This is a genomic window from Rhodococcus sp. USK10 (assembly GCF_019378875.1).
Lineage (GTDB): Bacteria > Actinomycetota > Actinomycetes > Mycobacteriales > Mycobacteriaceae > Rhodococcus_F > Rhodococcus_F pseudokoreensis.
On record NZ_CP076048.1, the window covers coordinates 6,048,996 to 6,063,307 of the forward strand.

12 protein-coding genes are annotated in these 14,312 nt (G+C 70.0%); 6 read left to right on the forward strand and 6 right to left on the reverse strand.

Annotated elements, in window-relative coordinates; all coding sequences use genetic code 11:
* Window positions 1-6: 6 nt before the first annotated feature.
* Both I1A62_RS35055 and I1A62_RS35060 read right to left on the reverse strand, forming a co-directional pair.
* Window positions 7-1,680: an MFS transporter gene (locus tag I1A62_RS35055; RefSeq protein WP_124392687.1), complete on the reverse strand. Its 1,674-nt coding sequence runs from the start codon at window positions 1,678-1,680 to the stop codon at window positions 7-9.
* A 71-nt stretch (window positions 1,681-1,751) separates the two neighbouring features.
* Window positions 1,752-2,546 carry a glutaminyl-peptide cyclotransferase gene (locus I1A62_RS35060; protein WP_219456845.1) on the reverse strand — a complete coding sequence of 265 codons (795 nt, stop codon included), beginning with the start codon at window positions 2,544-2,546 and terminating at the stop codon, window positions 1,752-1,754.
* Between the two features lie 38 nt (window positions 2,547-2,584).
* On the opposite strand from I1A62_RS35060, the gene I1A62_RS35065 reads away from it, so the two are divergent.
* The 3 genes from I1A62_RS35065 (at window position 2,585) to I1A62_RS35075 (ending at window position 6,688) form a co-directional block, all read left to right on the forward strand.
* Window positions 2,585-3,418, forward strand: a complete 834-nt coding sequence (locus tag I1A62_RS35065) for a DUF3027 domain-containing protein (RefSeq protein ID WP_219456847.1) — start codon at window positions 2,585-2,587, stop codon at window positions 3,416-3,418.
* A 176-nt stretch (window positions 3,419-3,594) separates the two neighbouring features.
* The gene (locus I1A62_RS35070) at window positions 3,595-6,162 is read left to right on the forward strand and encodes an ATP-binding protein (protein WP_124392690.1); all 2,568 of its coding nucleotides are present in this window, start codon (window positions 3,595-3,597) and stop codon (window positions 6,160-6,162) included.
* Complete coding sequence (locus I1A62_RS35075; RefSeq protein WP_124392691.1) at window positions 6,152-6,688, forward strand: phosphatase PAP2 family protein; 537 nt, start codon at window positions 6,152-6,154, stop codon at window positions 6,686-6,688. The genes I1A62_RS35070 and I1A62_RS35075 overlap by 11 nt, the downstream gene beginning before the upstream one ends.
* 22 nt (window positions 6,689-6,710) lie before the next feature.
* On the opposite strand, the gene I1A62_RS35080 is transcribed toward I1A62_RS35075, so the two are convergent.
* Window positions 6,711-6,962: a DUF2530 domain-containing protein gene (locus I1A62_RS35080; protein ID WP_219456849.1), complete on the reverse strand. Its 252-nt coding sequence runs from the start codon at window positions 6,960-6,962 to the stop codon at window positions 6,711-6,713.
* 76 nt (window positions 6,963-7,038) lie between these two features.
* Here I1A62_RS35080 and I1A62_RS35085 point away from each other — a divergent pair, with 76 nt between their 5' ends.
* The 3 genes from I1A62_RS35085 to I1A62_RS35095 all read left to right on the forward strand — a co-directional run bounded on the left by I1A62_RS35085 (window position 7,039) and on the right by I1A62_RS35095 (window position 10,536).
* Window positions 7,039-8,493, forward strand: a complete 1,455-nt coding sequence (locus I1A62_RS35085) for an NCS2 family permease (protein ID WP_087557600.1) — start codon at window positions 7,039-7,041, stop codon at window positions 8,491-8,493.
* Window positions 8,494-8,526: 33 nt separating this feature from the next.
* Window positions 8,527-8,958 (forward strand): MarR family winged helix-turn-helix transcriptional regulator, encoded by a 432-nt coding sequence (locus tag I1A62_RS35090; protein WP_072944816.1) that lies wholly within the window; start codon window positions 8,527-8,529, stop codon window positions 8,956-8,958.
* A 246-nt stretch (window positions 8,959-9,204) separates the two neighbouring features.
* The gene (locus tag I1A62_RS35095; RefSeq protein ID WP_219461598.1) at window positions 9,205-10,536 is read left to right on the forward strand and encodes an MFS transporter; all 1,332 of its coding nucleotides are present in this window, start codon (window positions 9,205-9,207) and stop codon (window positions 10,534-10,536) included.
* Between the two features lie 13 nt (window positions 10,537-10,549).
* Here I1A62_RS35095 and I1A62_RS35100 read toward each other — a convergent pair whose 3' ends face one another.
* The 3 genes from I1A62_RS35100 to I1A62_RS35110 are packed head-to-tail and all read right to left on the reverse strand — an operon-like array spanning window position 10,550 to window position 14,297.
* Window positions 10,550-11,404 carry a xanthine dehydrogenase family protein subunit M gene (locus I1A62_RS35100; protein WP_218270437.1) on the reverse strand — a complete coding sequence of 285 codons (855 nt, stop codon included), beginning with the start codon at window positions 11,402-11,404 and terminating at the stop codon, window positions 10,550-10,552.
* The gene (locus I1A62_RS35105) at window positions 11,401-13,776 is read right to left on the reverse strand and encodes a xanthine dehydrogenase family protein molybdopterin-binding subunit (protein ID WP_219456851.1); all 2,376 of its coding nucleotides are present in this window, start codon (window positions 13,774-13,776) and stop codon (window positions 11,401-11,403) included. The genes I1A62_RS35100 and I1A62_RS35105 overlap by 4 nt, the downstream gene beginning before the upstream one ends.
* Complete coding sequence (locus I1A62_RS35110) at window positions 13,773-14,297, reverse strand: (2Fe-2S)-binding protein (RefSeq protein WP_124392695.1); 525 nt, start codon at window positions 14,295-14,297, stop codon at window positions 13,773-13,775. The genes I1A62_RS35105 and I1A62_RS35110 overlap by 4 nt, the downstream gene beginning before the upstream one ends.
* Window positions 14,298-14,312: the final 15 nt, after the last annotated feature.

Below are 14,312 nucleotides of genomic sequence, written 5' to 3' on the forward strand. Positions count from 1 at the left end.
TCTCACTTACTTCACATTTCCCGTCGATCGGTCGGCCCGGTGGGTCGAGTGGTGCTCGGTGGTCACTTCTTGTTCGGCCAGGTCGGGGCGTTTTCCTCCGAGCCCTGGCAGGAGGGTGCTGCCGCGGTACGTGAGGACGGTCTGGACGAGCCCCACGGTCATGACGGCGGAGACCACCGAGAACCCGATCCAGTATTCGGTGGGCAGCAGGACACCCAGCGCCCCGCCCACGACCCAGCTCAGCTGTAGAACGGTCTCCGACCGCCCGAATCCGGACGCGATCGACTCCTCGGGCAGGTCGTGCTGCAGCGACGCGTCCAGCGACACCTTGGCGAGGGCGCTGGCGGCCGATGCGACGAGCGTGGCGAGGGCGGCGGTCAGGAGATTGTCGGTGATCGCGGCGAGGACGGCGATGATCCACACTGCGCCCGTGCAGCGCAGCACGATGAGTGCGGGGCGGCCCAGCTTGATCCGGGCGCCCGCGGCGTTGCCCGCGAAGTTGCCGATGCCGGCGGCCGCGCCGACCAGGCCGAGCATGGCGGCCTGGACCAGCGGTTCGTGGTCGGTCTTCGATTTCGCGACGAACGCGATGTACAGGGTGAGGAACCCGGTGAGCACACGGATGGTGCTGTTGCCCCACAACCCGGTGATGACCGCACGGCCCAGTGGTTGCCGACGTTTGCCGGTCTTCGCGGCGGCCGGGGCCTCGGGTTGCAGCACGCGGGTGCGTCCGATCACCTCGGTCGGGTGTTCGTCGCCGTGGTACGTGAGGGTCGCGGGAACCTCGCCTTCGGTGACCTCGACCCACGACGGGATCCGCATGCTGAGGTACGCGCCGAGGGCGGTGATGACGGCCGCCAGCCACAGCGCGCCGACGGAACCGGTGGCCATGGCGAGAGCTCCCGCGAGGGCGCCCGCACCGATGGTTCCGCCGAGAAGCCCGAACACGGTGAGCCGGGAGTTGACGCGTACGAGGTCGATCTCCGGTGGCAGCACACGTGGGGTGACCGCACTCTTGAGCACCGAGAACGATTTGCTGAGCACCATCATTCCGAGCGCCGCCGGATACAGCACCCAGCTGTCGAAGTTGAAGACGAGAACGATCGCCAGCATCGTCCGGAGTCCGAACGACGTGGCCAGCGCGACGCGGCGACCGTGCTGGAGGCGGTCGAGCATCGGACCGATCAGCGGAGCGATGACGGCGAACGGGGCGATCGTGATCAGCAGGTACAGCGCGACCTTCGTCTTGTCCTCGCCCGTCGCGGCCGAGAAGAACAGCGTGTTCGCCAAGGCGACGGCGATGGCCGCGTCGGTCGCGTTGTTGGCCATCACCGCGTAGGTGAGCGCGGTGAGCCCAGACTTGTCCGCACCGTCCGCCTTGGCGGCCCGGTGGAACGTCGCGATGCCTTTGTTGGTGAGTTCCCGGCTGCGCATCGCCGCCACCCGGGTGACGGTGAGCTTGCGCGGCATCGGGGGCGCCTTGGGGGCGTCCGCCCGCTCCTCGTCGGACCGGGGACGCTGCCCGCCGCCGACCGGATGCAGGGGCGGCAGCGGCGTGCGCCGGCCGCCGGGGCGTGCCGCGGGCGGGTATTTGTCGTAGCCGGGATGGACGGGGGGCCCGGGATTCTCGTCAGGAGCCCGACCGCCGTCAGGCTCGTTGGGTTCGCGCGGTCCGGTCACTCCCTAATTCTGTCCTAGTCGGGAGACATGCGACCACAGCAACCCCGGCCAATGCTGGTCAGATCGGCCTGTCAGGGAACGAACCGCACCTCGAACATGGCCGGCCAGTACTTTCCGGTGACGAGGAACCGGTCCGTCCCCGGGATCTGGGCGATGCCGTTGAGGACGTCGACGTCCCGCGGGCCGGGCGGAAGCGCGTCGCGGACGGCGGAGGCGTCGATCTCCGCGGTGACCCGTCCGTCCGACGGATCGATGCGGACGAGGGCGTCGGTGGTCCAGACGTTCGCGTAGATCGCGCCGTCGTCCGCGCATTCGAGTTCGTTGAGCCGGGAGACGAGGTTTCCGTCCTGCATCGCCTGCACGGTGCGCAGGGGCGCGAACGTGACCGGGTCGCGGAACGTGAGGGTGGGGGAGCCGTCGCTCGTGACCAGGGCGCCGGGCAATGCGCAGATGCCCCACCCCTCGCCGTCGAACGGGACCCGCCGCTGTTCGGCGAGCGTCGCGCGATCGCGGACGACGGCGACCCCGTCACGCCACGTCAGCTGCCAGATCGTGTCGCCGCTCACCGTGATGCCCTCGCCGAACAGGGGAGACGGCAGTTCGGCGCGCGCCCGGACGGTGCCGCTGTCGAGGTCGGTGGCCTGCACCCAGGATTCGCCGGGGCGGCCGGTGCCCTCGAGCAGTTCGGTGCCGTCGATCTCGAGTCCCTGGGTGAACGCATTCGGGTCGTGGTCGACGGTGCGGACGATCTCCGCGCGGAGGTTCGCGCCCGCCGCGCCCGCCGCCGCCGGACTCTGCGGGGAGCACGCGGTGACCGTCCACGCCACCGCGAGCAGGGCTGGGACGAGGTGCCTCCGGCCGGTCATCGGACCAGCATGACAGCCCAGGTGGGCACGCACTTGCGGTGGTGCGGCAAACTGGTGGTGTGAGTGTTGCTTCTTCCGACGAGCGCGCAGTGGCGCGTCCCGTACTGACCGACGCCGTCGAGCTCGCCCGAACCGCAGTGGTCGAACTGCAGGAAGGGGGAGTCGGCGACTATCTGGGCGTCACGTCCGAGGACGAGTGCGCCGCGACTCACCGTTTCGTTGCGGACCTTCCGGGCTACCGGGGCTGGCAGTGGGCGGTGGTGGTGGCCGCCGATCCCGAGTCGGACCGTGCCACCGTCAGCGAACTCGCCCTCCTCCCGGGACCCGATGCGCTGGTCGCACCCGAATGGATTCCGTGGGACCAGCGGATTCGGCCCGGTGACCTGTCCGCGGGCGATCTCCTGGCACCGCCTGCCGGTGACCCCCGCCTCGTCCCCGGCTACGTGGCGACGGGCGACCCCGAGATCGACGACGCCGCCCTCGAACTGGGCCTGGGCCGCAAGCAGACGATGAGCCTCGAGGGTCGTCTCGATGCCGCCCAGCGCTGGCACGACGGCGATTACGGCCCCGACTCCGAGATGGCCAAGGCCGCGCCGTCGACGTGCGGGTTGTGCGGTTTCTACCTTCCGCTCGCCGGCTCCCTGCACGGGGCGTTCGGGGTGTGCGGCAACGAGATGGCCGCCGACGGGCACGTCGTCGACGTGACCTACGGGTGCGGCGCCCACTCCGACACCCTGCTGCCCACGGGCGCCGGTTCGCCGCAGTACGACGCGTACGACGACGGCGCCGTCGAGGTCGTCGAGCGGGCCGCACCCGAGACGGAAGCTGCTGCCGAGGTCACCGACGCCGAGGAATCCGCATCGACCAGCTAGCCGATCCTTTCGGCACCGCCGCCCTGAGGGATTCGACGCTCCTCGCGTGGCGCACGTCCCCGACCCGCCTGCGGGAGGACGCCGCGGCCGAATCCGATCTGGCCCGCGCCGGCTACCGCGACCGGCTCCTCACCGAGCTGGCGCAGAACGCGGCCGACGCCGCGGCCCGCGCCGAAGTGCCCGGCGAGCTGTCCGTGCACCTCGACGGACGCGTCCTCAGCGTGTCCAACACCGGCACACCGCTCGACGAGCCGGGAGTGCAGGCGCTGGTCGCGCTGCGGGCGTCGAACAAGTCCGGGGCGACCGTCGGCCGCTACGGCGTCGGTTTCACGGCGGTGCTGTCGGTGAGCGACGAGGTCGAACTGCGGTCGACGTCCGGTTCGGTGCTGTTCTCGGCGGACCGCACGAGGTCGGAACTGCGGGACCTCGACGGCGCCGACCCGGGCGCGGGTGTGCCTGCCCTCCGGCTGGCCTGGCCCACCGAGACCCGCCCGGCCGCTGGTGCGGCGTCGGAAGTCGTGCTGACGCTGCGCGAGGACGTGGACGGCGAGTCGCTGCTCGCGTACATGGCGCGCGAGGCCCCCGACCTTCTGCTCGAGCTCCCGGCGCTCGTCTCGATCACCGTGGGCGACAAGCAGTTCCGCCGACGCGAACGGCCACTCGAGTCCGGGTTGACCGAGGTCGCGATCGGCGACGACCGCTGGTGGCAGTACGAGTCCGGGCGCGCACGCTGGCTCGTCCCGGTCCGGGACGGCGTCGTCGCACCCGTCACCGAGGACGTGCTGCGCGCCCCCACCCGCTCGGACGAGGAACTGTCGGTACCCGCGATCCTCGTCGCGGACATCGCCATGCAACCCGACCGCAGACGCATCCTGCCGGGCGCCGCGATCGCCGAGTTGGCCACCGGATACGCCGAGTTCGTGGCCGCGGTGCCGCCCGAGCAGCGACTGTCGCTGGTTCCCGTCCCCGCGTTCGCACGCAGCGAGGTCGACTCGGCGCTGCGCGACCATCTCGTCGCCGAACTCCGCGAGCACCCCTGGTTGCCGACCGTCGACGGCAAGGACAAGGCCCCCGGCCGGGCGTCGGTGGTCCCCGGGCTCACCGACGAACTCGCCGAACTGCTCGCCGAAATCGTCGACGGCCTGGTCGTCCCGGATCTGTCCGGCCCCCGCTGGGCGCCTGCACTGGCCGCGGTCGACGCCCACCGCCTCGGTCTGGCCCGCCTCACCGAACTGCTCAGTGGCATCGAACGGGAACCGTCCTGGTGGCAGCGCCTGTACGCGGCGCTCGAACCGCTGGCCGTCGACGCCCTCGCGGCGGAGGAACTGGCGTCGATCCCGGTTCCGCTGTCCGACGGCCGCACGGTGACCGGCCCGCGAACGGTGTTGCTGGGTCACGACATCGACGGAGTGCTGGGTGTCGACTGGACGAGGCTCGTCCACCCCGACGCCGCGCACCCGCTGTTGTCGCGGCTCGGCGCGAAGACGGCCACGGCCGTCGACCTGCTCTCGGATCCGGCGTTGCGCGCCGAGATCGAGGACCTCGACCACGACGACGCGGCGGCCGCCGAGGAACTGTCGGTCGCGGTGCTCGCCCTCGCGGGCCGCGTCGATCCCGGCGTTCTGCCGTCGTGGCTCGGTCTGCTGCCCCTGCCGGATGTCGACGGGGAGTTGCGCGGGGCGGACGAATTGCTGTTGCCCGGTGCGCCACTCGCCGAGGTCCTGGTGGACGACTCGCCGTTCACGTGCGTGGACTCCGCGTTCGCCGAGCGGGTGGGGGAGGACGCCCTCCGCGCCGTGGGCGTCGGCTGGGGCTTCACCGTGCTGCGCGCCGAACTCCCCACCGGTCCCGACCACGACCTCGACGACGAGGACCGCTGGTGGGACACGCTCGACGACGACCCCGACGTGATGGGGGCGGTACGCGACCTGGACCTGGTGGACGAGGACCGCTGGCCGCAGGCGCTGACGATGCTCGCCCGGGACCCGGCGACGCGTCCGCTGCTCGCCGACCGCGCCGGGTACACGGCCTGGTGGCTGCGGCACAACGCCGAACTGGACGGTCAGGTGCTCGGTCTGCTCCGCGACCCCGCCGACGAGACGTTCGCCGGTCTGCTCGACCCCGTCGAGCACCCGGAATCCGCCGTGTTCGCCGCCGCGCTGGCGCCCGCGACGGTCGATTCACCGGAACTCGCGCAGCTACTGCTGGACCGACTGGCCGATCCGGATCGCGAGCCGACCCCGGCGGTGACGGCGCGGACCCACAGCCTGCTGGCGGCGGCCGCGGCCGGGCACCTCCTCGACCTCGAGGAACTTCACCTGCCCGAACACGTGCGCGGCCTGACGGGCACCCTGGTCGACCCCGCCGACTCCTTGGTCCTGGACGAACCGTGGCTGGCCGCCGCCGTGCCGCGCGAGCGCCTGGTGGTGGGGAGCCTGGACACCGCCGAGTCGCTCGCCGATCTGCTGGACGTCCCGCTCGCCTCCGCGGCGATCCGCGGCACCGTCACCGGTTCCGGACGGGAATCCACGTGGGATCGCGAACCCGCCGCGGTGCTCGCCTTCGCCGCACTCGGCCGCGACCTGCCCCGCGGGCGCGTCGCCGTCCATCCCCGGCTCACGGTCAAGCTCACGGGCGCCGTCGACGCCGAGATCTCGGTCCCGTGGTGGGTGGACGAGCAGGGCACCACGCATTGTTCCGAGTCCTGGGCCGAGGGCACGTGGGGCGCCGCCGGTGTCGTTTGACCAGAGCATTCTCGACAGCGCGGTCGAGGAGCGCACACCCTGGCTGATCGACGTCGTCACCGTCATCACGCACAGCGGCGGAACGGTCGCAGCCTGGATCGTGTCCACCGTCCTGACGGTGGCCCTCCTGCTGCAGGACCGCCGGCGGGAGGCCGTCCTCGTCGCCGGCGCGATGCTGTCGGGTCTGGCCGTGATGACCGCGCTCAAGAATCTGTTCGAGCGGCAGCGTCCCCCACTGCCGGATCGGCTGGTGGAGATCTCGTCGTTCTCGTTCCCGTCCGGTCACGCGATGATGACCGCGATCCTCGCAGGCGTGCTCGTCGCCGTCGTGCTCCGGGACGTGCTGGTGCGGCACGTCCGGATCACGCTCGTCTTCCTGCTGGTGCTGTACCCGCTGGCGGTGGGGCTGTCGCGCGTCTACCTGGGCGCGCACTGGATGACCGACGTCCTCGCCGGGTGGGCCTTCGGCGCGCTGTGGGCGGCGTTCTGGATCCTGCTGACCCGCACCCGGCCCCGCCGCGCCTAGGACAGATCGAGTCCCTGCTGTATCACTCGAGCAGTCCCTGCTGGGCCCCGCGGCTGCCGCGCCGCGCCGCCCGCCTCTGCAACGCGAACAATCCGTACCCGAGGAATCCGACGACGACACCGGCTATACACGTCGGAAGCGCATCCGACCACCGGCCGCCCGTGACGATCACCACGACCATTGCGACCGCCCACAGAGTGGTGCCCAGTATCAGCGCAGGTCGCGGGTCGGCGAGGCGCTGAGTGAGGGGTCGGCGATCTGCGGTTTCGTTCACCGAATGAACGCTACCCTCGCCGTGGTGCCCTAATCTCCAAGGGCGACGCGCGACTTCTGGCGATGGGGACTGAACAATGGGTGCTGCTCCGAAACTGCTCGACAACTACTTCAAGATCACCGAGCGTGGTTCGACGGTAGGCGCGGAGATTCGCGGCGGTGTGGTGACGTTCGTCGCGATGGCGTACATCGTGGTGCTGAACCCGCTGATCCTCGGCAGCTTCTCCCCGGACGACGCCGTCGCCAAGACGGACGTCCTCGGCAACATCCTCCCCGTGAACCAGGTGGCCGCGGTCACAGCCCTGGTGGCGGGACTGATGAGCATCGTGTTCGGGGTCGTCGCGAACTACCCCTTCGCGATCGCGGCGGGCCTCGGCATCAACAGTCTCCTCGCCGTCACCATCGCGCCGCAGGTCACCTGGCCCGAGGCGATGGGTCTCGTCGTGATCGACGGTGTCATCATCGTCGTGTTGGCGCTCACCGGTTTCCGGACGGCCGTCTTCAATGCCATTCCCGCCGAGCTGAAATCCGCCATCGCCGCCGGTATCGGCATGTTCATCGCGTTCATCGGTCTCGTCGACGCCGGGTTCGTGCGGCGCATCCCCGACGTCGCGGGCACCACCGTCCCCGTCGGCCTGGGCATCAACGGATCGATCTCCTCCTGGCCGACCCTGACGTTCGTGTTCGGCGTGCTGCTGATGGGTGTCCTGGTGGTGCGCAAGGTGCGCGGCGGTCTGCTGATCGGCATCGTCGTCACCACCGTGCTGGCCGCGATCATCGAGGCCGTCGCCGGCGTCGGACCGTCGCTGGGCGTGAACCCCCACGGCTGGAACCTCAGCGTCCCGGCTGCTCCCGAAGTGCTGGCGGAACTTCCGGACCTCAGCCTCGTCGGCGACGTCAGCATCTTCGGGGCGTTCACCCGCATCGGCGTGCTCGCAGCCAGCCTGCTGGTGTTCACGCTCGTGCTCGCCAACTTCTTCGACGCCATGGGCACGATGACCGGGCTCGGCAAGGAGGCGGGCCTCACGGACGAGGACGGCAACCTGCCCAACATCGGACGGGCCCTCGTCGTCGAGGGCACCGGCGCGATCGTCGGCGGCGGGGCCTCCGCGTCGTCCAACACGGTTTTCGTGGAATCCGCTTCCGGTATCGCCGAGGGCGCCCGCACCGGACTCGCGAATGTGGTGACGGGACTGCTGTTCCTGGCCGCGATGTTCCTGACCCCGCTGTATTCGGTGGTGCCGATCGAGGCGGCCGCGCCCGCGCTGGTCGTGGTGGGCGCGATGATGATCGGCCAGGTCCGGGACATCGACTTCACGAAGTTCTCGATCGCGCTGCCCGCGTTCCTCACCATCATCGTCATGCCGTTCACGTACTCGATCGCCAACGGCATCGGCGTCGGATTCGTCTCGTGGGTCGTGCTCAATGCTGCGAGCGGTGGTATCAAGAAGATTCACCCGTTGATGTGGGTGGTGGCGCTTCTGTTCGTGGCCTACTTCGCGGTCGGTCCGATCACCGACGCAGTAACGTAAACGGCGGCCGATCGGTCCCGTATTGTCATTCCCGTGACCACGGATACGCGAGCACTCGCCAGCGACCTCTCCCTGGCTGTCGTGCGCCTCACGCGTCACCTGCGTGGGCGCCGCGTCGACGCCCAGGTATCGCTGACCCAGCTGTCGGCACTGGCCACCCTCGCCCGCGACGGCGCCATGACGCCGGGCAATCTCGCGGCCCGCGAGAAGGTGCAGCCGCCGTCGATGACCAGGGTCATCGCGTCGCTGGTCGAACTGGGACTGGTCGAGCGGGCACCGCATCCCACCGACGGACGCCAGATCATCGTCACGCTGTCGGACGCCGGTCACGCGCTGATCGCCGACGAGACCCACGCCCGCGAGGCGTGGATGAACGAGCGGCTGTCCGGGCTCGACGAGTCTCAGCTGAAGACCCTCCGCGACGCGGTCGGCATCATCACGTCCATCGTCGCCGACTCGGAGTGAACCGCCGCGGCTGATCGGCAGCTGCCCAGTAGTACAACGGCATTCGGCTCCCCGTATCCCGGGTAGGTTTTCATTCCCGCGAAGTCGCGCAGCAAATCATCTGCCGGAGAACGCAATCGGCACCTCCAGTCGCCCGGCCACCGAGGCGCGCGCAGGGGCAGGTCGAAGGCACTCCGGTGACGGGAGCAAGATGGAAGGGTGCCGCCCGAACCCGAGACCACTGCCCCAGACCAGCCGAAGACCGGCATGTTCGTCGCTCTCCGCACCCGGAACTACCGGTTGTGGGCGTCGGGGCAGATCGTCTCCCTCGTCGGCACGTGGATGCAGCGGGTGGCGCAGGACTGGCTCGTCCTGACGTTGTCGAACGGCAACGCTCTCGCGGTCGGGATCGTGATGGCACTGCAGTTCGGCCCGACCCTGTTTCTGTCCGTGTGGGGCGGCGTCCTCGCCGACCGGTACGACAAGCGGCGCATCCTCATCGCGACACAGGTGTCGATGGCGTTGTGCGCACTGGTGCTCGGCCTGCTCGACGTCGGCGGACTGGTCGCCCTGTGGCACGTCTATCTCATCGCGTTCCTGATGGGCTGCGCGTCCGCGATCGACGCGCCGGCGCGGCAGTCGTTCACCATCGAGATGGTCGGCAAGGACTCGCTGCCCAACGCCATCGCCCTGAACTCCATGACGTTCAACACGGCCCGGATCATCGGCCCGGCGATCTCCGGTGTGCTGATCACCCTCATCGGCACGGGCTGGGTGTTCCTGCTCAACGTCGGCACGTTCACCGGCGTGCTGATCGCCCTGCTGATGATGAACGCCCGCGACCTGTTCACCGCACCTCAGGCGGAACGCGGGAAAGGGCAGGTCCGGGAGGGTTTCCGCTACGTGTGGAGCCGCGCCGACCTGCGGGTGCTGATGGTGGCGATCTTCATGGTGTCGACGTTCGGGCTGAACTTCCCGATCAGTCTCGCCGTCCTCGCCCGCAACACGTTCGAGCGCGGTGCGGACGCGTACGGATTGCTGTCGACCACCCTTGCCGTGGGCACGCTCGCCGGCGCCACGATCGCCGCGAGACGCAGGACCCCGCCCCGGCTGCGCACGTTCCTCGGGGCCGCCGCCGCGTTCGGGGCGTTCGAGATCCTGGTCGGAGTGATGCCCACGTATGCGCTGGTGGCGATCATGCTCGTCCCGACCGGTGCGCTCACCCTGACGTTCACGACGGCGGCGATGAACATCCTGCAGATGTCCGTGCCGTCCGAGATGCGCGGCCGGGTGATGGGCATCTACATGCTCTGTTTCCTCGGCGGCACCCCGCTGGGCAGTCCTGTTCTGGGATGGCTGGCCGACGTCCTCGACCCCCGCGCCCCGCTTGTGATCGGCGGCGCGATCTCCCTGGTCAGCGGGATCGGCGCGGCGCTGTACCTGATGCGGCACCAGCGGGTGTGGATCAAGGTGCGCAGACCGGTCGCCGGACGCCACCTCCCGGTGATCGAACTGCGCAACGTGCCCGAACCGCGCCCCGTCGTGGTCTGCGACGCCACCGAACAGGCGGTGGAGGCGAGCCGCGACCCACGGTCCTGACGGCCGGGGCCGTTCAGACGCCGACCGCCGTCGCCACGGCCCGCCGGGTGAGCACTCTCGCGAGGTGGGTGCGGTACTCGGCGTCGGCGTTGCCGTCGGTGACGGGGTCGGTGCCCTCGGCGGCGTGCTCGGCCGCCGCCCGGATCGACTCCGGGTCCGCGGCCTTGCCGACGAGTGCGTCCTCGACGCCGCGGGCGCGCACCGGCACCGACCCCATGTTCGTCAGCGCCACCCGCGCCTGCCGGATCGTGCCGCCGTCCACCTGGATCGTCGCGGCCACCCCCACGATCGACCAGGCCTCCGCGACCGTGTTGAACTTCTCGTACCGCGCCTCCCAGCCGGTGTGTTTCGGGATCCGCACGTCCACGAGGATCTCGTCCGGTCGCATCGTGGTGGTGTAGTAACCCTCGAAAAAGTCGGCGACCGGAATGGTTCGTCTGCCCGCGGTGCCCGCCACGGTCAGGGTGGCGTCCAGGGCCAGCGCGGGTGCGCACAGGTCACCCGCCGGATCGGCATGCGCGAGAGCACCGCCCAGCGTGCCGCGGTGCCGGATCTGCGGATCGGCGACGGTGCGGCCGGCCTCGACGAGCAGCAGTGCGTGCTCGTGCACGAGCGGGTTGCGGATCACGTCGTAGTACGTGGTCATCGCGCCGATCACGATGCTGTCCCCGTCTTCGCGCACGCCGCGCAACTCACCGATCCGGCCCAGATCGACGAGGGCGCTCGGCGAGGACAGCCGCAGCCGCAGGACCGGCAGCAGGCTCTGCCCGCCCGCGAGGATCTTGGCGTCCTCGCCTGCCTCGGCGAGCGCGGCCACTGCCTGGTCGACGGAGGTCGGGGCGACGTAATCGAAGCTCGACGGAATCATCGGGCACCTTCCTGAGCGGTGTGGACGGCACGCCATACCCGCATCGGCGTCAACGGCATCTCGATGTCACGCACCCCGAACTGCCGGACCGCGTCGAGGGCGGCGTTGACGACGGCCGGGGTGGACGCAATCGTCCCCGCCTCGCCTACCCCCTTGACGCCCAGCGGGTTACCGGTGGCGGGGGTCTCGGTGCGGCCCGTGGTGAACGACGGCAGATCCGCCGCCGACGGAACCGAGTACTCGGCGAACGAACCCGACAGCAGGGTGCCGGACTCGTCGTACACCGCCTCCTCGTACAGGGCCTGCGCGATGCCCTGCGCGAGTCCGCCGTGCACCTGCCCCTCCACGATCAGCGGGTTGACCACGTGCCCGATGTCGTCGACGCACACGTAGGAGCGGATGCCGACCTTCCCGGTCTCGGTGTCGACCTCCACCGCGCACAGGTGCGTGCCGTGCGGGAACGAGAAGTTCTCCGGGTCGTACGCCGCCTCCGAGTCCAGGTTCGGTTCCACACCGTCGGGCAGATCGTGCGCGGCGAACACCGCGAGCGCGACGTCGGCGATGCCGACCGCCTTCTCGGTGCCTTTCACCCGGAACCGGCCGTCGGTGAACTCGAGATCGTCCTCGGCGCACTCCATCAGGTGCGCCGCGATGGGTCTGGCCTTCGCGATCACCTTCTCGGCGGCCTTCACCACCGCGATCGCACCGACCGCCAGCGACCGGGAACCGTACGTGTCCATCCCGCGTGGCGAGGTCTGGGTGTCGCCGTGCAGCACCTCGACGTCCTCGAACGGAACCCCGAGCTGATCCGCGACCACCTGGCTCCACGCGGTCTCGTGGCCCTGGCCGTGCGCGGAGGAACCGGTGACCACCTCGACCTTGCCGGTGGGCAGCATCCGGATCGCCGCGTGCTCCCACCCGCCGGCCCCGTAGGCCAGCGCACCGAGGGTGCGCGACGGCGCCAGCCCGCACATCTCGGTGAACGTGGACACCCCGATGCCCAGTTGCACCGGGTCCTTCCGCTCGCGGCGCTCCGCCTGCTCGCGGCGCAGGCCGTCGTAGTCGAACAACTCCCGCGCGTGCGCGGTCGCGGCCTCGTAGTTGCCGGAGTCGTATGTCAGGCCCGCGACGGTGTCGAACGGGAACTCCTCGTGGGTGATCCAGTTCTTCGCCCGCAACTCCAGTGGGTCGAGCGACAACTCGGTCGCGAGTTCGTCCATCATCCGTTCGATCGCGAACGTCGCCTCCGGTCGCCCCGCCCCGCGGTACGCGTCGGTGGGCACCTTGTCGGTGAACACGTTGGTGCACGTGAAGTGATACGCCGGGAACTTGTAGATGCCGTTGAACATGAACGCGCCCAGGATCGGCACCCCCGAGGTCACCAGCCGCAGGTACGCGCCCATGTCGGCGAGCAGTTCCACCTTCATGCCGGTGACGGTGCCGTCGCGGCGGGCGGCCAGCGTCAGCTTCTGGATCTGGTCGCGACCGTGATGGGCCGCGACCATCGATTCACTGCGGGACTCGGTGTACTTGACCGGTTTGCCGAGTCGCCGCGCGACGAGCAGCGCGATGACCTCCTCGGGTGTCACCTGCAGTTTGCCGCCGAAACCGCCGCCGACGTCCGGGGCGACGACGCGCAGTTTGTGCTCCGGGATGTCGAGCGTCATCGCGAGCATGAGCCGCAGGATGTGGGGGATCTGCGTGGCCGACCACATCGTGATCTGGGCGCCGGTCGGGTCGACCACCACCGAGCGGGGTTCCATGAACGCCGGGATGAGCCGCTGCTGCCGGAACGTGCGTTCGACGAGTACCTCGGCGTCGCGGATGGCGTCCTCCACGTCGCCGCCGGTACCGGCCTCCGCGGAATCGAAGGTCCAGGTGGCGCTGACGTTCGTCCCGAGATCGGGGTGCACGAGGTCGGCGCCGTCGGCGGCCGCGGCCGCGAGGTCCAGCACGACCGGCAGGTCGTCGTATTCGACGTCGATCGCCTCGAGTGCGTCGTGCGCCTCGTAGGCGCTGCGCGCCACCACGACCGCGACGGCCTCGCCTGCGAAGTTCACCCGGTCGACCGCAAGGGACGGGGCGGGCGGCGACTTCATGTCCGGGGTGATCGGCCAGGCGCACGGCAGGCTGCCCTGTTCGTCGGCGAGGTCGGCGCCGGTGAGGACGGCGACGACCCCGGGCAGGTCGCGGGCGGCGGAGGTGTCGATTCCGGTGATGCGGGCGTGCGCGAACGGGCTGCGCAGGATCGCCAGGTGCTGCATGCCGGGCAGGACGAGGTTGTCGGTCCAGCGGGTGCGGCCCGTGATCAGGTGTTCGTCTTCCTTGCGTCTGCGGGCCTTGCCGATTTCCGGTTCGGTGGTGGCGGTCATCGCACACCTCCCGGCGCGGTGTCGGTCTTCGCGTCCTTCGGTGCCTCGGCGGTGCTGCCGCCGCGCAACCGCTGCGCCGCGTCCTGCACCGCGCTGACGATGTTCTGGTACCCGGTACAGCGGCACAGGTTGCCTTCCAACCCCAGCCGCACCGTCCGCTCGTCCGGGTCGGGTTCCTCGGCGAGCAGGTCGAGGGTCTGCATGATCATGCCGGGTGTGCAGTAGCCGCATTGCAGGGCGTGGTTGTCGCGGAACGCCTGCTGCACGGGGTGCAATTTCCCGTTGCGGGACAGGCCCTCGATGGTGAGGACGTCACCGCCGTCGGCCTGCACGGCGAGCACCGAGCAGGACTTGACGCTGTGACCGTTCAGATGAACGGTGCACGCCCCGCAGTTCCCGGTGTCGCAGCCGATGACGGTGCCGACCTTGCCGAGCCGGTCCCGAAGATAATGGACGAGGAGTAGTCGTGGTTCGACGTCGTCCGTGTATGCCGTTCCGTCGACGGTGACGGTGATGCGCATCGCGCCTCCAAAGCC

What these genes read in the sequence shown, in the direction of transcription:
- I1A62_RS35060 (WP_219456845.1), bottom strand. Translation starts at nt 2,546, where the DNA reads ATGACCGGCCGGAGGCACCTCGTCCCAGCCCTGCTCGCGGTGGCGTGG.
- I1A62_RS35085 (WP_087557600.1), top strand. Translation starts at nt 7,039, where the DNA reads ATGGGTGCTGCTCCGAAACTGCTCGACAACTACTTCAAGATCACCGAG.
- I1A62_RS35095 (WP_219461598.1), top strand. Translation starts at nt 9,205, where the DNA reads ATGTTCGTCGCTCTCCGCACCCGGAACTACCGGTTGTGGGCGTCGGGG.
- I1A62_RS35100 (WP_218270437.1), bottom strand. Translation starts at nt 11,404, where the DNA reads ATGATTCCGTCGAGCTTCGATTACGTCGCCCCGACCTCCGTCGACCAG.
- I1A62_RS35105 (WP_219456851.1), bottom strand. Translation starts at nt 13,776, where the DNA reads ATGACCGCCACCACCGAACCGGAAATCGGCAAGGCCCGCAGACGCAAG.
- I1A62_RS35110 (WP_124392695.1), bottom strand. Translation starts at nt 14,297, where the DNA reads ATGCGCATCACCGTCACCGTCGACGGAACGGCATACACGGACGACGTC.